Genomic DNA, 23,988 nt, shown 5'->3' on the forward strand with positions numbered 1-23,988 from the left:
TATTTTTAGTAACAAAATTACAAATGTTATAATTAGCGCTCTCAAGTTCAACATAATTCGTAAACATTAAAAAAAAACGTATTTTTGGTGATCAAAAACACAAAAAGGGAGCTTTTGCTCCCTTTTATTTGTTTACTTAGATTTTTATCGCAAAAAAAGTTTTTGGTAATTTTTGGTCGTTTGTTCGGCAACCTCTTTCATCGACACACCTTTTAATTGCGCAATGTAGGCCGCCACTTCGACGACATATGCAGGCTGATTCTGCTTTCCACGATATGGAATGGGCGCCAAGTATGGAGAATCCGTCTCGATCAGCAACCTGTTTAGCGGTAGGTTTTTAACAACTTCTTTAAGTTCTGTAGCCTGCTTAAAGGTCACAATGCCTGAAATTGAGATATAGAAACCTAGTTCCATTGCTGCTTCTGCGAATGCTTGATCTTCGGTAAAGCAGTGAATCACACCGCCACACTTCTCAGCTCCGCCATCACGTAAAATAGCTAATGTGTCTTCACGTGCGTTACGAGTGTGAATGATCAAAGGTTTATTCAGCTCAACGGCTAACTCAACATGCTGCTTAAATCGTAGCTGTTGCAGCTCCGCCGTCTCTGGTTGGTAGTGATAATCTAAACCTGTCTCTCCAATCGCCACAACCTTAGGGTTGCTCGCGTATTCACGCATTGTCTCTAGGCTGAAATCACTTTCAACATCGAGAGGGTGAACGCCACAAGAGGCTTTAACGTTATCAAACGGCGAGATCATCTCGAGCATATTTTCAAACGAATCGAGTGTCACACCGACAGAAAGCAATTGGTCTACGTTAGCAGCCTTCGCCTTGTTAACCACATCTTCTACGCTGGTGTGTAAATTTTGGTAATCCAGTTTGTCTAAATGACAGTGGGAATCTACGAACATGTTTCCTCGCAAGTGGCTATCAGCCAATTCATTATGAGTAGCTCCGTATTGAGCCCAGGGTGTTGCTTTAACTGCTCAATCAATGTCAGCAGTTTATTCGATGCTGCATAAGCACTTTGATAAGACATCGCCTCACACAGTGCTTTCGCACTCGGAGTGAAAGCCTGATTCGCCAAACCAAAATGCAGCTTCTGTACATCTGACAATAGATGCCAAAGCCAGCCAAGTTGAATCAAAGGGTCTTTGCTAAGCTCTGTAGAGAACTTTAGCATGTCAGGTTGAGTGCCTTTTATCACATTCACAAAGCCATCGAGCGCTTTTGTTGAAGCTTCAACGCCACCTTGCTCAAACATCGCTTTTGCTTTTAAAGGCGCGTTGTCATTGAGTGCTAAAATATACTGCGGTACCGCTTTGCCCACTTCACCATCTAACCACGCTGATGCTGTCTCTAACTGCGGACTAACCACATTGAATTGCTGACAACGGCTAATAATAGTCGGCATTAAGCGATTACTGTTACGAGTAGACAGAATGAAGATGCACTTGCTTGATGGCTCTTCCAGAGTTTTCAATAGTGCGTTGGAAGCCGATTCGTTCATTGCTTCAGCAGGGTTAAGCAAAATAACGCGCAAACCACCTAACTGAGAAGACTCTTGAGCCCAGCGGTTACTGGCACGCACTTGATCAACCGTGATCGACTTACCTTCTTTCTCGGGTGAGATCACATGAAAATCAGGATGACTGCCCGACTTCATTAACTCACAGCTGTGGCAAAACCCGCACGACTCGCTTTCATAGTTCGTGCACATCAATGCGTCGGTAAGTTGGCTAATCAAAGCATCAACGCCGAGCCCTTCCGGTGCATTAACAATCACAGAGTTAGGAAAACGCTCCGCATCGAGACTTTTTTTCCACTCACTCCATACCGGTGTGAGCCAAGAATACACTTCAGCCATGACTACCTACTGTTTGTCGAGCCAAGCAGTTAGCGCGACTTTAATATCAGCGGCTACTTGCTCAATTTCTTGCTGCGCGTTAATCACAAGTACAGAATCATCTTGTTCTGCAATTTCTAGATAGCGCTCACGCGTGCGGTCGAAAAATGAGATGTCCATCTTTTCAATTCTATCAAGCTCACCACGGCCTCTAGCACGCTCTAGCCCTACTCTAGGGTCTAGGTCCAAATATAGCGTTAGATCGGGTTTAAAGCCGCCTAGCGTGGTTGCTTTCAGTGATTCCATAGTCGTGCGCGCGATCTGGCGACCACCACCTTGGTATGCCTGTGAAGACATATCATGACGATCACCCAATACCCATTGACCATTGGCGAGTGCCGGCTTGATGACGTTCTCGACTAATTGAACACGTGCTGCATACATCAACAGCAATTCAGTCATGTCTTGAAGCTTCTCGCCTTCGTGCTCTTCTTTAACCAATGAACGCATCTTTTCAGCTAAGACAGTACCACCCGGCTCGCGAGTATTAACAATATCTTCAACATCCGATGCTTTTAATGTCTCAACGATGGCATTGATTGCTGTGCTTTTGCCAGCGCCTTCAAGGCCTTCAACCACGATAAATTTCGACTGATTCATAATTATTTCTTTATCTGTTTTTTCTTAATTGCTTTAAGTAAGCTCGCACTGCACGGTTATGCTCAGTCAAACTCTTTGAAAATACGTGACCACCTGTTCCACTCGCAACGAAATACAAGTAGTTGCTCTTCTCTGGATTCAACGCCGCGTTGATAGACGCTTTGCCTGCCATAGCGATAGGTGTCGGTGGCAAGCCACTCATTGTATAGGTGTTGTAAGGCGTTGGCGTGCGTAAGTCTTTCTTACGGATGTTGCCATCGTAGCTGTCACCCATGCCATAGATAACCGTTGGGTCAGTTTGCAAACGCATACGCTTGTTTAGACGGTTAACAAACACAGAAGAAACACGCTCACGTTCTGACGCAACAGCGGTCTCTTTCTCAATGATAGATGCAAGAATTAACGCTTCGTATGGCGATTTAAGAGGCAGCTTATCCGCTCGATTTTCCCACTCTTCATTCACCACGCTCATTAGGTCTCGATGCGCGCGCTTCAACAAATCTAAATCAGTGGTGCCGTAGGTGTAGTGATACGTTTCTGCTAAGAAGAGACCTTCTAGCTTTTCGTTTTCAATACCCAACTTTTCAGCGATCTCTTTTTCAGAAACGCCATCCAATGTCTGTTGAATGAATTCGTTGTCTTTTAGCTGAACAAGCCATTTGTCAAAACGACTGCCTTCAACAAAGGTAATAGTAAACTGGTGTTCTTTCCCTTCTACAAGCACCTGTAGCGCTTGCTCTAAGGTTAAACCCGGTTCAAGCAGGAAAGTACCCGCTTTTACGTCTACAAGCTCAGGATGTAACTTACGGATTAATTTCTCGTAAGGAGAAGCCTCAAACAGCCCCTCGTTAATCAACTGGGCTAGAACGCGGTTAAAGCTGCTACCTGAAGCAACAGTCACGACTTGTGGTTTTTCTAATTGAATAACTTGTTTCAGGTTATCTTGCGCTTGGTTGTAAACATAAAAACCAGCAGCACCGGCTGCAATTAAGCACAAGATAATAAAAATAAATAACTTTTTGATCACGAGTTTAGTTGTCCTTGAAGGCTACGAGTAACGGTTCCAATGTTAAATTGGGTATCACTAATACGGGTAACTGGGGCAACCCCTAAAATGGAGTTTGTCATGAAAACCTCATCAGCTTGCATGAGTTGAGATAAGCAGTAGTCACTAATTGTAACGGAAAGTTCAGCCTGATTCAGCGCGGTTAACAATTGCTTACGCATAACCCCCGCGACACCACTTTGAGTGAGTTGAGGTGTGTATATCGACTGACCTTTGCGCCAGAACAGATTGGCCATGGTGGTTTCAATCACATTGCCCGATATATCAAGAACCACACCATCCACTTCATTAGCTTGATCCATTTCATCTTTCATCAAAATCTGCTCAAGGCGATTATTGTGCTTATGGCCAGCCAGTAGTGGGCTCAAACCTAGCGCTTGATGGCAGATACCGAGTTCAACACCGGAGTCTTGCCACGCTGAATAATGGCTTGGGTAATCAAAGGTACTGATGGTGATTGTCGGCTTGGCGATATTCTTGGTACTGTAGCCACGCCCACCCGCTCCACGACTAACGTGCAGCTTGATCCCTGCTTTTTGATTATGAGGCTTGTTGGCGTTATGGAGCTTCTTTGAACCATCAAGGCTCTTTGTGCCATGAAGAGCGTTATGTTGGATGTGTTGAAGCGCAGTATCGAGCCAAAGACTAACAACATCCCAATCAAGAGCAGAAATGCGTAGTGCTTTAAGGCACTCGTCGACACGGTGCTGATGATCGTGAAGATGTTGTATCTCACCATCACTCACGAGCATTGTCGTAAAACAGCCGTCTCCGTACTGAAACGAGCGATCCAAAATATCGATAGTTTGCTGGCTTTCTCCATCAACCCAAAACATGTTTTTCCCCATAAAAAGAAACGGCTCAATGCTAAAGCATCAAGCCGTTTAAAAACAAGTCTAATTGTGACTATCTACGAGTGTTTACGTCTTTAATAAGATGATTAAATCTTTTTGAAGATCAAACAGCCGTTTGTACCACCGAAACCGAATGAGTTACATGCAGCATATTCCATGTTGCTAACTTCACGCGCAGTGTGAGGTACTAAGTCAATATCTAAGCCTTCTTCAGGATCATCTAGGTTGATTGTTGGTGGAACAATTTGGTCAACCAGAGACATAGCCGTGATGATAGCTTCAGCAGAACCAGCAGCACCTAGAAGGTGGCCTGTCATTGATTTCGTAGAAGAAACCAATACTTGCTTGCTGCCTGCTTCGCCAAGAGCACGCTTGATGCCCTTAACTTCCGCTACGTCACCTGCAGGAGTCGAAGTACCGTGTGCGTTTACATAACCGATTTGTTCACCAGTAATGCCAGCATCACGCATAGCCGCTTCCATTGCTAGTGCGCCACCTGAGCCATCTTCACTTGGAGATGTCATGTGGTAAGCGTCACCCGACATACCGAAGCCAACTAGCTCACAGTAAATCTTAGCGCCACGAGCTTTCGCATGTTCGTACTCTTCAAGAACCATCATGCCTGCACCGTCGCCAAGAACGAAGCCATCACGGCCTTTGTCCCATGGACGAGAAGCTTTTTGAGGCTCATCGTTACGAGTAGAAAGTGCTTTAGCCGCACCAAAACCGCCCATACCTAGTGGAGTTGATGCTTTTTCAGCACCACCCGCTAGCATTGCGTCTGCATCGCCGTATGCAATCATACGAGCCGCGTGACCAATGTTATGTAGGCCAGTCGTACATGCAGTAGAAATCGCGATGTTTGGACCGCGTAGGCCACGCATGATAGACATGTGACCAGCAATCATATTCACGATCGTCGACGGTACGAAGAACGGGCTGATCTTACGAGGGCCTTTTTCAGTTAGAGCTTGGTGACCGGCTTCGATCAAACCAAGACCACCAATACCAGAACCGATAGCAACACCCACACGTGGAGCGTTTTCTTCAGTAATAGTTAGGGCTGAATCATCTAAAGCTTGAATACCTGCTGCGACGCCGTACTGGATGAACAAGTCCATCTTACGAGCATCTTTTTTAGTCATATACTCTTCGCAGTTAAAGTCTTTAACTAGACCTGCAAAACGAGTTGAGAAATTGGTTGCATCAAAATGATCGATATTAACGATACCACTTTGACCAGCTAGCAGGGCTTTCCAAGAAGATTCTACAGTGTTGCCTACCGGTGACAACATACCCATGCCAGTGACAACTACACGACGCTTGGACACGATTTTACACTCCGGGGATTGAGGTGATTTAAGATGAGGATAGATGAGTTAGATAAAACACAGGCGGTCGAGGTGACCGCCTGGGAGAGATTATTACTGAGCGCTAGTTACGTAATCGATAGCTGCTTGAACAGTAGTAATTTTCTCAGCTTCTTCATCTGGGATTTCAGTGTCAAATTCTTCTTCTAGAGCCATTACTAGCTCTACTGTGTCTAGAGAATCTGCACCTAGGTCATCAACGAAAGAAGCTTCGTTTTTAACTTCAGCTTCGTCTACACCTAGCTGTTCAACAATGATTTTCTTTACGCGTTCTTCGAGGTTGCTCATTTTTTCTTTTCCTTTACAGAGTTCGCTTTATGCGATGTTTTCCGTAGTTTATTCAATCTATTGAAAGTTGCAAGGTCAACTTTTCTGGTCAAACCACAATTTTCACGATTTTAACCGAAATTACGTATGATCTTGACTTAAATCATGCACAAATGTTGCACATAATTTACACCATGTACATACCGCCATTGACGTGAAGTGTTTCACCTGTGATATAAGCTGCCGCAGGTGACGCCAAAAATACCACAGCTTCAGCGATTTCGCGAGGGTCACCTAGTCGACCTGCTGGTACATTCGCCAAAGTTGCTGCACGTTGGTCATCATTTAGCGCTTTAGTCATGTCTGTTTCGATAAAACCAGGCGCTACAGTGTTTACTGTAATGCCACGAGACGCAACTTCACGAGCCATTGATTTAGTAAAGCCAATTACACCAGCTTTTGCAGCTGCGTAGTTAGCTTGACCAGCGTTACCCATAGTACCAACTACAGAACCAACGTTAACAATACGGCCTTGACGCTTCTTCATCATGCCACGCAATACAGCTTTAGACATGCGGAAAATAGGCGTTAGGTTAGTATCAATGATGTCGTTCCACTCATCGTCTTTCATACGCATAAGTAGGTTATCACGAGTGATACCAGCGTTGTTAACTAGAATGTCAATCGCACCAAATTCATCGTTGATGGTTTTCAGTGTAGCAGCAATTGAGTCAACATCAGTGACATTAAGAGCAAGACCTTTACCATTCTCACCCAGATACTCACTGATTGCAGCTGCGCCGCCTTCAGAAGTAGCTGTACCGATAACTTTAGCACCACGCTCAACTAAAAGTTCAGCGATTGCACGACCGATACCACGGCTTGCGCCTGTAACTAGTGCAACTTTGCCTTCTAAATTCATCATAACTTCTCTATTAAGTGGTTATTTACTTAGCAGCTTCTAGTGATGCAGTGTCGTTAACTGCAGCAGCTGTCATAGTTTTTACGATTCGTTTTGTTAGGCCAGTAAGAACTTTACCAGGGCCTAATTCAAGTAGCTTCTCAACGCCTTGCTCATTCATCGCTTGTACACCTTCAGTCCAACGAACTGGGCTGTATAGCTGACGAACAAGTGCGTCTTTAATTTTTGCAGGGTCTGTTTCAGCAATAACATCAACGTTATTGATAACAGGCAATGCTGGCGTGTTGAACTCTAGAGCTTCTAGAGCCACTGCTAGCTTATCTGCTGCTGGCTTCATCAGTGCACAGTGAGACGGCACAGAAACAGGTAACGGAAGTGCACGCTTAGCGCCCGCTTCTTTACAAAGTGCACCAGCACGCTCTACTGCAGCTTTGTTACCCGCGATAACAACTTGGCCAGGAGAGTTAAAGTTAACTGGAGACACAACTTCGTCTTGCGCAGCTTCTTCACACGCTTTAGCAATCGCTTCATCGTCTAGACCGATGATTGCGTACATTGCACCAACACCTGCAGGAACCGCTTCTTGCATCAGTTGACCACGTAGTTCAACCAGCTTGATCGCTTCTTTAAAGTCGATAACGCCGGCACATACAAGAGCAGAATATTCACCTAGGCTGTGACCTGCTAGATTTACAGGTTGCTCTAGGCCAAGCTCTTGCCATACACGCCAAATTGCAACAGACGCTGTTAATAGAGCCGGTTGAGTGCGAAAAGTTTCATTTAGATTTTCTACAGGACCATCTTGAACCAATGCCCATAGATCGTAACCAAGTGCTTCTGAAGCTTCAGCAAATGTCTTTTTAACAACATCATACTGTTCGCCTAGGTCAGCAAGCATACCGATAGCTTGAGAGCCTTGGCCTGGGAATACGATAGCAAATTTGCTCATTGTAATTTTCCTTTAAGCAAAGCAAAAAATTGAATAAGGCACATAAGTTATGTGCCTTGTTTGTTGATTATCGCTTAGGGTTAGAATTTAACTAACGCAGAACCCCAAGTGAAGCCGCCGCCAAATGCTTCAAGTAGAAGCGTTTGACCACGTTTAATTCGCCCGTCGCGAACAGCCTCATCTAGGGCCGTTGGCACGGTAGCTGCTGACGTGTTGCCGTGCTTATCAAGAGTAATCACTACTTGATCAAGCGACATCGTCAGCTTTTTAGCGGTTGCCGAGATAATACGGTAGTTCGCTTGGTGTGGAACTAACCAATCAAGCTCTGACTTATCCATATTGTTCGCCGCTAAGGTGTCTTTAACTAGCTTAGAAAGCTGAGTTACCGCCACTTTAAATACTTCGTTGCCCGCCATGTGCAGCCATTTGTCTGCATCACCGCCGCGCTCTGGTACTTCTAGGCTTAGAAGCTCACCGTATTTACCATCAGAGTAAATATGAGTAGACAAAATACCTGGCTCTTCGCTTGCGCCTACAACCACCGCGCCTGCTGCATCACCAAATAGGATGATAGTAGAGCGGTCAGTCGGATCACAGGTTTTTGACAGTGCATCAGCACCAATTACCAAAACGTTCTTACACATGCCAGTCTTGATGTGTTGATCAGCAACAGACAGTGCGTAGACAAAACCAGAACACGCTGCAGCCAAATCAAACGCAGGGCAGCCTTTGATACCAAGCTTGCCTTGTACCTGACATGCCGAAGACGGGAATGTGTGGCTACTGCTGGTTGTCGCAACGATGATTAAATCAATCTCTTCTTTGTCGATACCTGCCATTTCAATGGCATTTTCAGCAGCGTAAAACGCCATATCAGCAACGGTTTCGTTTTCCGCTGAAATACGACGCTCTTTAATACCCGTTCTAGCAACGATCCACTCATCGCTAGTCTCTACCATTTTCTCTAAGTCTGCGTTAGTACGCACCTGAGATGGCAAGTAGCTGCCAGTACCTAAAATTTTGCTATACATGAAGACTAATAATGCCTCTCGAGTAAAACCGCTTCCAAACGATCGCTAATGCGGCTGGGGACTTGTCGTTTGACCTCGTGTACTGCTTCACCAATCGCGTTGACGACTGCAGACACATCAGCACTTCCATGACTTTTAATGACAATGCCGCGCAATCCTAACAAACTTGCGCCGTTATACTGGTCGGGGTTCAAGGTTTTTAATTCAGTAAATAGCTCAGAAAACAGCATTCTGGCTATCCAACCCTTTATTGTTGAAGCCATCATGCGCGTTTTTAGCTTATCAATAAAGAGCTGAGCCGTACCTTCGCACGTTTTTAAGCAGACATTGCCCACAAAACCATCACATACGACGACATCAGCAGCATCTTGAAGTAATTGATTACCTTCAATATAGCCTATGAAGTTCACAGACTGAGTATTAGACAACATTTCAGCGCATCGTTTTACAAGGTCATTGCCTTTAATTTCTTCTGCACCGATATTCAAGATAGCGACACGTGGTGCGCGACCTAAATGTTGTTCTGCTAATGCACTGCCCATGACAGCAAACTGAAACAGTGAATCTGCGTCACTAGAAACGTTCGCCCCTAAATCAAGCATCCATGTGCGATTTCCGGATGCAGTAGGCAAAGCTGAAACCAATGCAGGCCTATCAATACCGGGAAGAAGCTTGAGTCTGAAACGGGATAAAGCCATCAGTGCGCCAGTGTTACCACCACTCACACAAGCATCAGCCTGTGATTCGGCAACCAGATCGATAGCGGCACGCATAGAGCTACCCTGACTATTACGTAAGGCTAGTGAAGGTTTTTCAGAATTGGAAATGACTCGATCACAATGCTGGATACTCAAACGAGAATCAGGCATTCGACCTAATGAAGATAATTGAGATGTGATCGCGTTTCGATCACCTATTAGAATGACTTTTAGCTCTGGGAAATACGACAGTGCCTGCACGGCGGCAGGCACTGTTACACGAGGACCGAAGTCCCCGCCCATTGCATCAAGCGCAACGGTTAGATTTTGCAAAGGTCAACCTTACTTGTTGATAACCTTTTTGCCGCGGTAGAAACCTTCGGCAGTCACGTTGTGACGTAGGTGAGTTTCACCTGAAGTTGCGTCTACAGAAAGTGCAGCTGTAGTTAGCGCATCGTGTGAACGACGCATGCCACGCATTGAACGTGATTTCTTGCTCTTTTGTACGGCCATTGACCCTACTCCTATGTAAATTCTTAAAGAAGCAATTACTTCTTTAAGCTTTTTAAAACATCAAATGGATTCGGCTTTTTGTCTTCCTCAATTTCTTCAGGAAGTTCACCAAACACCAAGTTATTTGAGTTAACGCTACATTTCGCATCGTCGTGCATTGCTATTTGTGGCAATCCAAGGATGAACTCGTCTTCAACTAATTGAATCAGGTCTAACTCACCGTACTCGTTCAGATCTACCAAATCGTACTCTTCCGGTGCTTCCTCTTCACTTTTCTCACTGTAAACAGGAGTATAAGTAAATTGGACATCGCACTCATGTGCGAAAACCTCATTACAACGTTGACACTCTAAATCGACTTCGACGTTAGCTTTACCAGAGATAACGACTAATCGTTGTTCATCAAGCCCAAATGACATTGAGACTTGCGCGTCACGTTTTACGCCTTCAGTTGCTTCAGTTAGACGCTTCAAAAGACTGACCTGGATGATACCATCCATATCGAGTCGTTTTTGAGCCGTTCTTGCCGGATCAACTGTACGCGGTATTTTTTCCTTTTGCATAGGGCGCGAATCTTATCTTCCAAATCGTGTTTAGTCAAAGGAAATGGCAAAAAAAATGTACTTTCCTGCCTTTCCTATTCAGAGCATTATGAATAGCAGGACAAGTTACGTTATCCTGAGATAAATGCTTCCTTGAATTGTAAATTAAAATGAGAAATTACCAACTAGTTTTAGCCTCTACATCACCATTTAGGCAAGAGATCCTCAAAAAACTACAGTTAAGCTTCATTACAGCCAAGCCAGACTGCGATGAAACGCCGCTTCCTGAAGAGACGCCTCAACAGCTGGTGATGCGCCTTGCTGAGACCAAAGCTAAGTCTTGTGTTGTGGAGCAACCTAGCTTAGTCATTGGTTCTGATCAGGTTTGCGTAATTGATGGAGAGATCATTGGTAAGCCTCACACTCGAGAAAAAGCGATCGAGCAGTTATCTCGTCAAAGCGGCAAGAGCATTACTTTTTATACTGGGCTTTCGGTTTGGAACAACGAAACCAATGAAGCTGACACACGTCTCGACACCTTTGTAGTGCATTTCCGCGATTTAACTAAGCAACAGATCATTAGTTATGTTGAAAAAGAGCAGCCTTATTACTGCGCAGGTAGCTTTATGTGTGAAGGGTTAGGCATCGCGTTGTTTAAACAGATGGAAGGGAAAGACCCAAATACTTTGATCGGCTTACCGCTGATCGATCTAGTCGATATGTTAGAAGCGCAAGGAATGGGTGTACTATAACGGATACGCTCTCTTTGTTAGAGATTCCCTACTCCTTCCTTCGTCAGTCTAGGGAATGGCGGAACACGCAATTTTATCTAACCAACTAATGATATAGAGCGTGATTTTAAAAAGTCGTCATCCTCAAGAGCGAGGAACGAGCGACTTGGGGATCTTCTACAACAGATGAAAACAAAAAAGGTTGACGATATTCGTCAACCTTTCTCATTTATGGATACTGAAGAACAAATTTAGAGGCACTCTATACCTTCGTATCTCGTATCTTCTTAAAGCTTACGTAAACCAGTTAGGGCTTTCTCTAGCCTTCTTTCCATTGGCGCCGAGATATCCATCTTCTCTTCACTACCTGGGTGTGTGAACTTGATGTTTGCTGCATGTAGGAACAGACGATCAAGACCAACCTTACCCGTGTAAGCGTCAAAACGACGATCACCGTAGCGATCATCCCAAGCAATTGGGTGACCAGTATACTGAGCGTGCACACGAATTTGGTGTGTTCGGCCTGTAATTGGGCTTGCTTGAATCAACGTCGCCTCTTGGAATTTTTCTAAAACCTTAAAACGGGTTTCAGAAGCTTTACCATTCGGGTTAACTCGAACAATGCTGTTCACTTCATTTTTCAACAAAGGTGCGTTGACGACTTTGCAGCTGTTCTTCCATTCGCCCATAACTAAAGCGAAGTAGTATTTTTGAACCGTTTTTTCACGGAACTGTGCTTGAAGGTGTCTTAGCGCCGAGCGCTTCTTAGCAACAAGCAAAATGCCAGACGTATCTCTATCGATACGGTGCACTAATTCAAGAAAACGAGCATCAGGGCGAAGAGCACGTAATGCTTCAATCGCGCCAAATTTTAATCCGCTACCACCATGAACAGCAGTGCCAGACGGTTTGTTAAGAATTAGCATGTGATCATCTTCATAAATGATGCACTGTTCTAATTCTGAAACCTTGTTGAGTTTCGTGCTCGGCACGTTCTCTTCTGTTTTCTCTTCAATAGTAACCGGAGGGATACGAACTAAATCGCCAGCTTTTAGTTTGTACTCAGCCTTAATGCGTTTTTTATTTACGCGGACTTCGCCTTTACGCACGATTCGGTAAATCATGCTTTTCGGGATGTTTTTTAATTGGTTGCGTAAGAAGTTATCAATACGCTGACCAGCCATATCTTCGTCAATGTCGACGAATTGGACTTGGGTTCTAATTTCGCTCATTGCGCTATTGTATCACTGTCACTTTTGATAATTGATATTTTCTTAGCCCTATTCCGAACTTATTTATCCCTAATCCTTACCGATCTATCCCAAAATGGTCATTGAAGTTCTATATTTCTTTGATTCTTCGAACAAAAAAGCATCAAGATTCCTGCAAATTAAAATATCAATTGATAAATTATTTATAGACAGTGAGTTAGAGCTATCAAAACCCAAACAAAAACTGTTTTTTTTACAGCATTCCGACAAAGCAGATTGCTGTGTTTACCGACCGCTGCTATAGTTCACAGCTGCTATCAGTGGTTTGACTATTATTTAAACAGTTAACCATTCATAAGCAAGTAAATGAGTAGATAACTCAGATTAGACAGTGCTGCAATCGGCGTAAGACACGGTCAACTGAGTTCCTTATCGCTCTACTCACGTACACTCATGTTGAGTATTCACCGCCACATCGCGGATCATAGGCTAACTCCCTATGATGACTGACGTGCCCCAGAGCATCCCTCTCCAGCCGGGAGGCTGCACCGATAAAGCCATGGGATCTGGCACCATGAGAAACGAAATAAAGCGATAAGAACAATGATGAAAATAAGAAAAGACAATGAGAATTTCTAAATGAAAAGAATGTTAATTAACGCAACTCAAAAAGAAGAGTTGCGTGTCGCTTTGGTTGATGGCCAACGACTGTTCGATCTAGATATCGAAAGTCCAGGTCACGAGTCAAAGAAAGCGAATATCTACAAAGGACGTATTACCCGTATTGAACCAAGCCTAGAAGCGGCATTCGTTGATTACGGCGCAGAACGTCACGGTTTCCTCCCTCTTAAAGAAATTGCCCGCGAATACTTCCCTGAAGGTTATACATACCAAGGCCGTCCTAGCATTAAAGAAGTGCTAAAAGAAGGCCAAGAAGTAATCGTACAAGTAGAGAAAGAAGAACGTGGTAGCAAAGGTGCTGCACTGACAACTTTCATCTCTTTGGCTGGTAGTTACTTAGTTCTTATGCCTAATAACCCTCGTGCTGGCGGTATTTCTCGTCGTATCGAAGGTGATGAACGCACTCAACTGAAAGCAGCATTAAGCACTCTTGAGCTTCCTCAAGGTATGGGCTTAATCGTGCGTACAGCGGGTGTTGGCAAAAGCGCAGAAGAGCTAGAGTGGGACCTGAATGTTCTATTGAACCATTGGGGCGCTATCAAGCAAGCTTCTGATTCAAATGCAGCTCCTTTCCTAATTCACCAAGAGAGTAACGTTATTGTTCGCGCAATTCGTGACTACCTACGTCGTGATATTGGCGAGATTCTAATCGACAGCAATACTATTTTTGAACGTGCACAAGCGCACATTCAATTAATACGCCCAGATTTCATGAATCGCGTTAAGAAATACGATGGTGAAGTGCCACTATTCAGCCATTACCAGATTGAAAGCCAGATCGAATCTGCTTTCCAACGTGAAGTTCGTCTTCCATCTGGTGGTTCTATCGTAATCGACCCAACAGAAGCACTGACTTCTATCGATATCAACTCTGCTCGTGCAACAAAGGGCGGCGATATTGAAGAAACAGCACTTAACACTAACCTAGAAGCTGCCGATGAAATTGCACGTCAATTACGTCTACGTGACCTAGGTGGTCTTGTTGTAATCGACTTTATCGATATGACCCCGGTTCGCCACCAACGCGAAGTAGAAAGCCGTCTACGTGATGCCGTTCGTTTAGATCGCGCACGTGTTCAGATTGGTCGTATTTCTCGCTTTGGTCTTCTAGAGATGTCTCGTCAACGTTTGAGCCCATCACTAGCAGAAGCAAGCCACCACATTTGTCCTCGTTGTACAGGTACTGGTGTTGTTCGTGATAACGAATCTCTAGCACTTTCTGTTCTACGTTTGATTGAAGAAGAAGCTCTAAAAGACAACACAGCACAAGTACTTGCTGTTGTGCCTGTTCCAATCGCTTCTTACCTTCTGAACGAAAAACGTCGCTCAGTAAACCACATCGAGAAGAACCAAGAAGTTAAGATCACTGTTGTTCCTAACTCAGACATGGAAACGCCGCATTTTGAGGTTATCCGTGTTCGTGAAGGTGAAGAGTTCGATCTACTATCTTACTTGCTGCCTAACAAGCTAGAAGCTCTAAAAGAAGCGGAAAGCAAAGAGCCTGCTGAACAGACTATTCGTCCTAAGAAGATCGAAGAACCTGCTCTGAAAGGCTTCGCAGCTCCTGCTCAATCAGCACCAACTCCTGCTCCAGCACCTAAAGCTGTAGAAGAGAAGAAAGCTGAACCAGCAGCGACTCAAGAACCAGGCCTAATTGGTCGTTTCTTCAAAGCTATCGGTAGCTTCTTATTTGGCTCTTCAACTCAAGAAGAGAAAAAAGAAGAAGAGAAGAAAGAAGAAGAAAAACCTAAAAACAATCGTAACAACGGCAACCGTCAACGGCGTGATCGTAACGATAACCGTCGTCGTAACCAACGTGGTGAGCGTGGCGAACAGCGTAACGACCGTGGTGAACGTGGTGACAATCGTAACGAAAACCGTGACAACAAACGCCGCCGTAAGCCAGCTCGTGATGAGAAGCCTGAAGAGCAAAAAGAAGCAGCTCGTCAGCCTCGCAAGCCTAAGCAAGACCGTCGCAACAAGCCACGTGATGAGCAGAAGCAACGCGAAGAGCAAGCACCATCTAAATTAGCAGAAGAAGGTCTACAGCTAGCAGCAGAAGCACAAGCTGGTAAACCGGAAGCGCCTAAGGCTAAACCTGAAGCGAAAGCAGCTAAGATTAAAGAGCGTCGTCAGCGTCGTAAACTGAACAAGCAAGTTCGTGTTAAAGACCAACAAGCTCAAGCTGAAGATAACGCTTCAAAAGAGCAGGTTGCTGCTAAAGAACTATCTGTTTCAAAAGAACAGTCAGTAGCTCAAGAGCAAAAAGTTGCGGAACAAGTAGAAGCAACTCAAGCGAATGCAGAGCAAACTGAACAGGAAGAGCCGAAACAACGTCGTAACCGTCGTTCTCCACGTCACCTACGTGCAAGTGGTCAACGTCGTCGTCGCGGTCGTGATCGTCGCCCTAACCCATTCCGCCTACGTAAAGGTGGTGTAGCTTCTCCAGAGATGGCTATGGGTAAAGTGATGCCTCGCTTCATTCCAAAACCTCACCACAAGCAGGCAAAGCCTGAAGTGGCTGAAGTTCAAGTAGCAGCTGAAGCTCAAACATCTGTTCAAGAGCAGAATGTTGCTCTAGAGACGGCACCACAAAGCAACGTAGCAATGACTGGCGGCTTCGCATGTCCAGAGCTTGCAATGGGTAAAGTTATCATCCGTCGTGAAGATGCTGCTGTTGAAGCTCAAGTAGCTGAGACTCCTGCTGTAGTTGAAGCTCCTGCAGTCGTTGAAGAAGCACCAGTGGTTGTTGAAACCGCGAAAGTTGAAGCTCCAGTGATTGCAGAAGCGACGAAAGTTGAAGCGCCTGTTGTAGCAGAAGCTGTGCAAGCAGAAGCAACACCAGTTGTTGAAGCTGAAGCGCCTAAAGCTGAAAGTGCAAAAGTTGAAGAAGCACCTGTTGTTAAAGCAGAAGCTCCTAAAGCGGCACCAAAGGCAGCTGTTGCTAAGAAGCAAGCCGGTTCACCAATGACTAAAGCTCCTGGTCCTCAAGAGATCAAAGAGATTGAAGTGATTGCAGCTCCGTTCCGCACTGAACGTTTTGTATCGAAAGGTGCAGGCAGTCAGGCAGCGTCGAACAAAGCTGGCGCGGCGATGACTAAGCCAAACTACTAGTGATTACTGATAGGTAATCGTGAGTAAATAGAATCAAAGGCTGCTTATTAAAGCAGCCTTTTTCATATCTACTAATCGAATAAAAATTAACAGATATATTACTCAAAGTTAGGTTCAACCTTGAACTTAATCACATTTTTGGGTAGCATTCGCGCACTTATCTTTTCGACACTTCGCTATTGCCGCTCTTTTCCATCACTGTTTGGCTACGCAATACACCCGTGTCGGTAAATCCATCTTAAGCATAGCTGAGCAAACATGTTCGAATTCCCACAATTTTCAAAGCACTCTGTAAAGAATGACGTGCTTTCAGGTCTTACAGTAGCCCTGGCTCTGGTACCTGAAGCTGTAGCATTCGCCTTTGTTGCTGGCGTTGACCCAATGGTTGGTCTTTATGCAGCATTCATCGTAGGTTTAATCACTTCTGTCTTTGGCGGCCGTCCAGGTATGATTTCTGGCGCAACCGGCGCAATGGCCGTTGTAATGGTGAGCCTAGTGGCAACCCATGGTGTTCAATACCTATTCGCAGCCGTTATGCTGGCTGGCCTTCTGCAAATTGCAGCAGGTGTATTTAAACTAGGTAAATTTATCCGTATCGTTCCACACCCAGTAATGATTGGTTTCGTGAACGGTTTGGCCATTGTTATCTTCCTAGCTCAACTTGGTCAATTTAAAGCGCCAGACGTAACAGGTGCGTTGACTTGGTTACCAAGCGGTCAAATGACACTAATGCTAGGTCTAGTAGCCCTTACAATGGCTATCATCCACTTCCTACCTAAGCTAACAACAGCAGTACCATCTTCATTAGTTGCTATTGTTACAGTAACGGCTTTGGTTGTGGGTCTTGACCTTGAAACTCGCACTGTTGTCGACTTCCTACGTACAATGTCTGGTGACGAAGCTGCTACGCTAGCGGGCTCTCTTCCAACATTCTCAATTCCTGCTGTTCCGTTTTCTTTAGATACACTACAGATCATCCTGCCTTACGCAATTATCCTTGCGGCTATCGGCCTGATTGAATCTCTGCTGACACTGACAGTACTAGACGAAATGACAAACACTCGTGGTCAATCTAACCGTGAATGTGTTGGTCAAGGTATGGCTAACGTAACGTGTTCTGTATTCGGTGCGATGGGTGGTTGTGCGATGATCGGTCAATCGATGATCAACGTAAACTCAGGTGGTCGTGGTCGTCTTTCAGGTATCGTCGCCGCAGTTGCACTACTGATGTTCATCCTGTTCGGTTCTGCACTGATTGAAATGATTCCTCTAGCAGCACTTGTGGGCGTAATGTTCATGGTTGTTATCGGCACATTTGAATGGGCAACCTTCAAGCTTGCGCGTCGCGTTCCTAAACAAGACTTCTTCGTTATCGTTCTTGTTACCGTAGTAACAGTACTGACTGATCTTGCTGTGGCAGTAGGTGTTGGTGTTGTCGCTTCTGCGCTAATGTTTGCTTGGCAACATGCTAAACACATCTACGCAGATACATCAGTAAACGCTGAAGGCTCAAAAGAGTACAAAGTTAACGGCCCAATCTTCTTTGGTTCAACGGCTAACTTCCTAGAGTTGTTTGACGCATACAACGATCCACAAGATGTAATCGTTGATTTCGCAAACTCACGCGTGACTGACCACTCTGCAATTGAAGCGATCGACACGATTGCTGACCGTTACGCGGCGCTAGGTAAAACACTTCACCTTCGCCACCTAAGCCAAGACTGTGTTGCTATGCTGCACAAAGCAGGTAGCTTAGTTGAAGCGAACGTTGCAGAAGACCCAATCTACAAAGTAATGTCTAAGTAATCTTAGCTGTAGCTTTAAGTTAGATTTAGAGAGGCCGACATTCAATGTCGGCCTTTTTTATACCTATCGGTCAGCCCTTACGCTGATAACAAAACGACGTACATTGTTCCTACACTACATCGAACGCAGTATCGCTTCGCTAGACTCTTCGATTAAATCCAACACCAATTCAAAACCATTTCCCTCACCATAATACGGATCGGGGATCTCTTGATATTGTGACTCTCCAAAGCTCAAAAATAATGCGAGCTTGTATTGGAGGTGAACTGGGCATTGGCTCATTAAGTCGTCTAAATTCGCCCTATCGGCCGCGAGTATCAGGTCAAATTCTTCGAAGTCATTATCTACCACTTTACGAGAAGTAATCCCCTTAAAGCTGTAGCCTCGCTTCTCTCCTGCAGATTTGGATCGCGAGTCTGGCGGGTTGCCTTGATGAAAACCAATCGTCCCCGCAGAGTCGACCACAACATCAATATCCAGCTGTTGCGCTTTCTTCCTTAGCACCGCTTCACCTGTTGGCGAGCGGCAAATATTCCCCATACAAACTACGAGTATCTTTTTCATCCCTAATCACCTGTTCTTCCGATGGTTTTTGCTATCGTTAAGTTAGGCTATGATAGACGCAATCACAACTTAAAAGGATTTGTTATGTCGACTGAAGACAACAAAGAACAACGCCACAAAGCAAGACAACAGAAAGTAAAAGAACAAGTCGATGCACGTGTCGCTGCAGCACAAGAAGTAAAAGGCCTATTGCTGGTCATCACGGGTAACGGTAAAGGTAAATCAACATCCGGTTTTGGTACGATTACACGTGCAGTTGGTCATGGTAAGAAATGCGCCGTTGCTCAGTTTGTTAAAGGTACCTGGGATAACGGCGAAAAAAACGTTCTGCAAAAGCTTGATGTCGAGTTCCAAGTCATGGGCACAGGCTTTACTTGGGAAACTCAGAACAAAGCGCAAGATATTGAAGCTGCGCAGCGTGTATGGAAAGAGTGCCAACGCATGCTGGCTGATGAGTCGATCGATGTGATTCTGTTTGATGAACTGACTTACATGGTTAGCTACGGTTACATCGAACTCGATGAAGTGGTTGAGGCGTTGAATAACCGCCCGAAGATGCAGTCTGTCATCATTACAGGTCGTGGCGCGCACCGTACTCTTACTGAGATAGCAGATACAGTATCTGAAGTTCGCAATGTGAAACACGCTTTTGAATCTGGTGTTAAAGCGCTACAAGGCGTTGACTGGTAATCACCTTCAACCAGAGATCCCCGACTCGGTCATTCTTCCCTCTCGAGGATGACGACCACTAGGCCGTTACGCTCTTGAACAAAGGACGACGGCCTATCGTCATTCCCTAGAGCGAGGGACGAGTGTCATAGGGAATCTCTCTTGAGTATTATCGAGCCAAAAATAAAAAGCGCCATTCCTACAACAGGAGTGGCGCTTTGTTCATTTTTAAATGAGATGAAGACTAGTTAAACAAACCTTTTAGTAGACCGTTTACTGCGTCTCTTGTTTTCTCATCTTTGATCTTGTCACCGTACTTTTCGTCTAACTTTTCTAAACCACGATCAATTTCTTTCTGTGCTTTCTGTTTCAATACATCATCAAAAACAAGTGCAAATTTCGGGGCTGCCCACTGACCTGTTACCTTAATTGGGATAGTCACATCTTTCAGGTCGTCGATGCTCTTACCGCCCTGACCTTCAAGTGAACCCACAATTGATGTACGCACAAGGAAATCGACCGTTTCATTGATGAAGTTTGCTTTACCTTGACCTGTCACACGTAACAGTGGCGACTGTGCTGATAAGTCGTTAGTTGAAACCCAACCTTTATCCACTTTCAGCGTCGCTTTCATTGCACTGAAGTCCGTTTTTTGAGCTTCATTTGTGCTTTCAACTTTCTCGCCCTTGATCTTAGCGTAGTTTTCTCGAATCAGTTGAGCTACGTTGATGCCGTTAACTGCACCATCTTCAAAGTTAATCGCGATAGTACCGACTAGGTTTTTCTTGATACCCGTCGGAGTTAGACTCTTACCTTTCACGTTGACATCAATATTACCGGTACCTTCCAGCATATCGTTATCTGCAACATCAACCAGTAACGGTTGTACTTTCACGCCTTTGATTTTCTTCTTAGCCGTGTAAGTCGCTGGTGTTTTACGAGCGTCTAACTTTGCAGTAGCAGAAATAGAACCTTGGTAAAGATTCGAGGTGAATGAGGTTAGCTCTGCTATACCACGGTTAACCGAAAATGCGGTTTTAACATTCTGCATCTTCGCGTTGTTCGCCTTGAACTTATCAATCGTGATGTCACCTTTCACGTCTAACGTTTTCAGAGCCGACAGATCAGGTTCCACTTCTTTAGCTGGATCTGAACTACCAGAACTTGACGTTGAACCACCAGCAGAACCAGAAGGCGCTGTGCTCGCTGTTTCTGTTGTATTGCCTAAGCCTAAGAATTCATCTAAATCAATATTCGGGCTATGAAGAGAGAAACGAACCTTTGGTATTTCAGATAGGATTACGTCTGCTTTACCGTCTAATGCAATAGCGTTAGCTTGTAGCTTCTCTAACACAAAGCTCAGGTGGCTCTTGTTAAGATCGAAGCTTAAGTCAGACAGCATGTCGACTTTCATTGGAGACTGAGGAAGCGTGTCGCCTTTGAATGTTGAGTCTAACGTTAACTTGTTCAGCGTTACTTTTGAAATCGCGCTATCAACAGTAAGTTCACCGCCACCTTTAAGATCAAGGTCAAGGCCAGCTGCATTACCGATTACAGCGTAAGTCAGTTGGTTTACCTTATCGAACTCAAACGTATTCAAGCCAATTTTTGCTGACTCAATCGACGTCGCTGGATCATTGAACTTAGCGTTTAAGTCGATATTACGAAGTGCGTAACTTGCAAAGCCTTCAGCTAATTTGAATTCTGCACTGCCTTGTGCAGAGAACTTCTGTTGATTGTTCTCACCAGAAGCCGCAAATGTCGCGGTTGTCCATGTATCAACGGCAAACTCAGAAAGATTCAAAGACACATCGTATAGCTTAGTGAATGAACCCGCTTGCTTGTCGTCCATTTCAAACAATGCGTTTGATACAGTTACGCCTGCAAGGTTGATCGTCCAACCCGATGCGTCTGTGGTAGTTTGCTCTTGAGGGGCAGGCGCTGATTCAGAACTTGAGCCTGCTGCAGGCTCAGATTCTTGAGGCGCTGACGCTTGCGTTAGTGCATCAATGTTCTTGCGACCATCTTTAAGCGTTTCTAAATAGAATTCTGCACCATCTAGAGTAATGTTGCCGATCTCTAGTTGGTTGCTAAATAGCGGAGTAACCGAAACGTCAACGCCAACGGTATCAACCTTAAATAGGTTAGGTTGCGTAAAACCTTCAGGGTTGCGTAATTCAGTTTGACCAAGTTCAAAGCCAATGGATGGGAAGAATTGCCAGCTGATATCACCCTCGATCACTAGCTCTAGGCCTGTGTGTTTTTGGGCTTGTTCGACAATTAATGGCTTAAATTGGTTGGGATTCACTAACAGCACTAGTGCCAGAATTGCTGCAACGACAACAAACACTGGTACAGCTATGAAAATGAGTAGTTTCTTCATCCGCATATTCCTTGCTTAGATTCCAAAAGAAAGTGGCACTATAAAAGTGCCACTGATTCGGTAAAAAATAAAGCTAAGTGAGTCACTTAGGCAAAATTTTATTCGATTAAGACTTCAACAACTTCGCAATGTGCGCTTTTAGCACATCAATCGCAATACGGTTTTTACCACCACGAGGAACGATGATGTCTGCATGTTGTTTTGAAGGCTCGATAAACTGCATGAACATTGGACGTACTGTTTCTTGGTATTGCTTAAGTACAGTGTCCATTGTACGACCACGCTCTTCTACATCACGCTTAACACGGCGTAATAGACAGATGTCTAATGGTGTATCCATAAACACACTTGCGTGCATTAGTTTACGAAGACGCGGGTCTGTTAGAAGCAGAATACCCTCTAAAATGATCACTTTCTTTGGAGTAAGTGTAGTCGTTTCAGAAGTACGTGTGTGCTCTGTGTAGCTGTATTCAGGAACTTCTACGGCGTTGCCACTCATTAGCTGCTGTAGATGTTCACATAAAAGATCATGATCTAGTGCATTTGGGTGATCGTAGTTAGTTTTAACACGCTCTTCCATACTCAAGTGGCTTTGGTCGCTGTAATAGCAATCTTCCGTGATAACACCAATTTGATGGTCGCCTACTTTTTCGCGCAATTCATTATAAATTGTACTAGCAATCAGACTTTTTCCTGAAGCTGAAGCGCCAGCGATACCTACGATGACACATTGATTATTATCAGACATTAATTTTGCACCCGATATGGTTTGGTGGTGGGAAGAGATAAACCGCCTGATTATAGGGGCTAAAGCACATAGATTCTAGTCGCCATTTTAGCTAATTGCAGTCAAATTGATGATATCAATGCATTTAATGAATGCAATCGTTTGCTTTCAAATAACTTGCCTACAACTATTTGCACAACCCCAATGGCTATCAGCCTAAATCCAACCGCTATTTATCTAATCCAACATGATTAACACAACTTTTTGATTATCTTTCGCTATTCAACCAAAGAAAAGTTAATCGCTTCTGGTCTCGCCTTGCCGGTCCAGAACATCTTCGCAGCCACATTCTCTGCAAGCTCTAAGTAGTGACGTGTATGTTCACTATCTGGACGACGAATCACCGTCGGGCAACCTGCATCGATATCTTCTCGCACATCAATATGAAGAGGGATCTGTGCCAAAATATCGAGGTAAAACTCTTCTGACATAGCTTCGGCACCACCAGCACCAAAGATATGCTCTTTCTCACCACAGTGACTACAAATATGATAGCTCATGTTTTCAACTAAGCCTGCGACTGGCACACTCACCTTATCAAACATCGCTACGCCTTTACGTGCATCCGCTAGCGCCAAATCTTGAGGAGTGGTCACCACTACAGCCCCGGTCACTGGGATCTGTTGCGATAACGTCAGCTGAATATCGCCCGTGCCCGGTGGCATATCAATAACTAGATAATCCAACTCTGGCCATACGGTTTCGTTAACAAGCTGACCTAAAGCCTTGGCCGCCATTGGACCGCGCCAAATCGCAGCGTCATCTTTCGACACAAGATAACCGATAGAGTGAGTGAAAATACCGTGCGCTTCGATTGGCATCATCCACTTGTTATTCTGGACTTCTGGTTTCGCATCTAATTGGCCAAGCATCATAGGTACAGAAGGACCATAGATATCCGCATCCAACAAACCCACTTTTGAACCAGACTTAGATAAAGCCAAAGCAAGGTTGACTGAAGTGGTCGATTTACCCACCCCACCCTTTGCAGATGTCACGGCGATGATGTTCTTCACCCCCTTCAATGGTGTCGCAACCGTGGTTTCTAACGCAGACGGCTTCACCTTCACTTCAAACTGAAAAGCGCTAACAAGCTGTTGTTCAATCTGAGAGTGAATCCACTGTTCCAATTCAACCGCAAGCTGATTAGCGGCAAAAGGTAAGGTGATAACAAATGATCCACGCGGATCAACCGATACAATAGTTTGGTGTAGCGCCCACTCTGGGATGAGGATTGGTGACTCGAACTCATTCAACCATGAACAGAAATCTTGCTTAGAAGTAAAGTTACGCATTGGGACTCCTTTTTTTATTTATGCTATC

The 23,988-nt window shown here is 44.7% G+C and carries 22 protein-coding genes; 4 read left to right on the forward strand and 18 right to left on the reverse strand.

Annotated features, from left to right (window positions below; genetic code table 11):
* Positions 1–144 precede the first annotated feature (144 nt).
* From AB4154_RS07750 to yceD, 13 genes are all read right to left on the reverse strand, one after another.
* Positions 145–912, reverse strand: coding sequence for a TatD family hydrolase (locus AB4154_RS07750; RefSeq protein ID WP_372122649.1), 768 nt, complete (start codon positions 910–912; stop codon positions 145–147).
* Entirely contained in the window at positions 903–1,868 is a 966-nt protein-coding gene (locus AB4154_RS07755) for a DNA polymerase III subunit delta' (RefSeq protein WP_017062147.1), read from the reverse strand. Before AB4154_RS07755 ends, AB4154_RS07750 begins: the two co-directional genes overlap by 10 nt.
* A 6-nt stretch (positions 1,869–1,874) precedes the next feature.
* Positions 1,875–2,507: a dTMP kinase gene (gene tmk / locus AB4154_RS07760; RefSeq protein ID WP_372122651.1), complete on the reverse strand. Its 633-nt coding sequence runs from the start codon at positions 2,505–2,507 to the stop codon at positions 1,875–1,877.
* 10 nt (positions 2,508–2,517) lie between these two features.
* Complete coding sequence (gene mltG, locus AB4154_RS07765) at positions 2,518–3,534, reverse strand: endolytic transglycosylase MltG (protein WP_372122653.1); 1,017 nt, start codon at positions 3,532–3,534, stop codon at positions 2,518–2,520.
* A complete protein-coding gene (gene pabC, locus AB4154_RS07770) occupies positions 3,531–4,409 on the reverse strand; it encodes an aminodeoxychorismate lyase (RefSeq protein WP_017070538.1) in 879 nt (292 codons plus the stop codon). The genes mltG and pabC overlap by 4 nt, the downstream gene beginning before the upstream one ends.
* Positions 4,410–4,513: 104 nt before the next feature.
* The gene (gene fabF / locus AB4154_RS07775; RefSeq protein ID WP_010437291.1) at positions 4,514–5,758 is read right to left on the reverse strand and encodes a beta-ketoacyl-ACP synthase II; all 1,245 of its coding nucleotides are present in this window, start codon (positions 5,756–5,758) and stop codon (positions 4,514–4,516) included.
* A 93-nt stretch (positions 5,759–5,851) separates the two neighbouring features.
* Entirely contained in the window at positions 5,852–6,085 is a 234-nt protein-coding gene (gene acpP / locus AB4154_RS07780; RefSeq protein WP_004737381.1) for an acyl carrier protein, read from the reverse strand.
* A gap of 166 nt (positions 6,086–6,251) precedes the next feature.
* Positions 6,252–6,986, reverse strand: a complete 735-nt coding sequence (gene fabG / locus AB4154_RS07785; RefSeq protein WP_010437280.1) for a 3-oxoacyl-ACP reductase FabG — start codon at positions 6,984–6,986, stop codon at positions 6,252–6,254.
* Positions 6,987–7,011: 25 nt separating this feature from the next.
* Positions 7,012–7,935 carry an ACP S-malonyltransferase gene (gene fabD, locus AB4154_RS07790; RefSeq protein ID WP_017063479.1) on the reverse strand — a complete coding sequence of 308 codons (924 nt, stop codon included), beginning with the start codon at positions 7,933–7,935 and terminating at the stop codon, positions 7,012–7,014.
* A gap of 80 nt (positions 7,936–8,015) precedes the next feature.
* Complete coding sequence (locus AB4154_RS07795; protein ID WP_017054985.1) at positions 8,016–8,966, reverse strand: beta-ketoacyl-ACP synthase III; 951 nt, start codon at positions 8,964–8,966, stop codon at positions 8,016–8,018.
* A gap of 5 nt (positions 8,967–8,971) precedes the next feature.
* On the reverse strand, positions 8,972–9,997 hold the full coding sequence (gene plsX, locus AB4154_RS07800) for a phosphate acyltransferase PlsX (protein WP_017062152.1): 1,026 nt from the start codon (positions 9,995–9,997) through the stop codon (positions 8,972–8,974).
* A 9-nt stretch (positions 9,998–10,006) separates the two neighbouring features.
* A complete protein-coding gene (gene rpmF, locus AB4154_RS07805) occupies positions 10,007–10,177 on the reverse strand; it encodes a 50S ribosomal protein L32 (protein WP_004737376.1) in 171 nt (56 codons plus the stop codon).
* Positions 10,178–10,212: 35 nt separating this feature from the next.
* The gene (gene yceD, locus AB4154_RS07810) at positions 10,213–10,740 is read right to left on the reverse strand and encodes a 23S rRNA accumulation protein YceD (RefSeq protein ID WP_017062153.1); all 528 of its coding nucleotides are present in this window, start codon (positions 10,738–10,740) and stop codon (positions 10,213–10,215) included.
* Positions 10,741–10,889: 149 nt separating this feature from the next.
* Between yceD and AB4154_RS07815 the strand changes: the two genes are divergently transcribed.
* The gene (locus AB4154_RS07815; RefSeq protein ID WP_017067204.1) at positions 10,890–11,471 is read left to right on the forward strand and encodes a nucleoside triphosphate pyrophosphatase; all 582 of its coding nucleotides are present in this window, start codon (positions 10,890–10,892) and stop codon (positions 11,469–11,471) included.
* Positions 11,472–11,737: 266 nt separating this feature from the next.
* Here AB4154_RS07815 and rluC read toward each other — a convergent pair whose 3' ends face one another.
* Positions 11,738–12,682 (reverse strand): 23S rRNA pseudouridine(955/2504/2580) synthase RluC, encoded by a 945-nt coding sequence (rluC, locus tag AB4154_RS07820; protein ID WP_017054981.1) that lies wholly within the window; start codon positions 12,680–12,682, stop codon positions 11,738–11,740.
* Positions 12,683–13,300: 618 nt separating this feature from the next.
* Here rluC and rne point away from each other — a divergent pair.
* Together rne and AB4154_RS07830 are read left to right on the forward strand one after the other, a co-directional pair.
* Positions 13,301–16,456 carry a ribonuclease E gene (rne, locus tag AB4154_RS07825; protein WP_372122655.1) on the forward strand — a complete coding sequence of 1,052 codons (3,156 nt, stop codon included), beginning with the start codon at positions 13,301–13,303 and terminating at the stop codon, positions 16,454–16,456.
* Between the two features lie 258 nt (positions 16,457–16,714).
* Complete coding sequence (locus AB4154_RS07830; RefSeq protein WP_017062156.1) at positions 16,715–18,262, forward strand: SulP family inorganic anion transporter; 1,548 nt, start codon at positions 16,715–16,717, stop codon at positions 18,260–18,262.
* A gap of 114 nt (positions 18,263–18,376) precedes the next feature.
* On the opposite strand, the gene AB4154_RS07835 is transcribed toward AB4154_RS07830, so the two are convergent.
* A complete protein-coding gene (locus AB4154_RS07835) occupies positions 18,377–18,826 on the reverse strand; it encodes a low molecular weight protein-tyrosine-phosphatase (protein ID WP_017067202.1) in 450 nt (149 codons plus the stop codon).
* An 84-nt stretch (positions 18,827–18,910) separates the two neighbouring features.
* Between AB4154_RS07835 and cobO the strand changes: the two genes are divergently transcribed.
* Positions 18,911–19,516 (forward strand): cob(I)yrinic acid a,c-diamide adenosyltransferase, encoded by a 606-nt coding sequence (cobO, locus tag AB4154_RS07840; RefSeq protein ID WP_017062158.1) that lies wholly within the window; start codon positions 18,911–18,913, stop codon positions 19,514–19,516.
* A gap of 223 nt (positions 19,517–19,739) precedes the next feature.
* Here the strand turns inward: cobO and AB4154_RS07845 are convergent, their stop codons facing one another.
* From AB4154_RS07845 to apbC, 3 genes are all read right to left on the reverse strand, one after another.
* On the reverse strand, positions 19,740–21,878 hold the full coding sequence (locus tag AB4154_RS07845; protein WP_372122657.1) for an AsmA family protein: 2,139 nt from the start codon (positions 21,876–21,878) through the stop codon (positions 19,740–19,742).
* 106 nt (positions 21,879–21,984) lie between these two features.
* Entirely contained in the window at positions 21,985–22,626 is a 642-nt protein-coding gene (gene udk, locus AB4154_RS07850; protein WP_004734002.1) for a uridine kinase, read from the reverse strand.
* A gap of 257 nt (positions 22,627–22,883) precedes the next feature.
* Entirely contained in the window at positions 22,884–23,960 is a 1,077-nt protein-coding gene (apbC, locus tag AB4154_RS07855) for an iron-sulfur cluster carrier protein ApbC (RefSeq protein WP_372122659.1), read from the reverse strand.
* Positions 23,961–23,988 lie beyond the last annotated feature (28 nt).

Origin of the sequence: Vibrio sp. 10N.286.51.B11 (assembly GCF_041469245.1) — a bacterium.
In the GTDB taxonomy this organism is placed as follows: domain Bacteria; phylum Pseudomonadota; class Gammaproteobacteria; order Enterobacterales; family Vibrionaceae; genus Vibrio; species Vibrio crassostreae_C.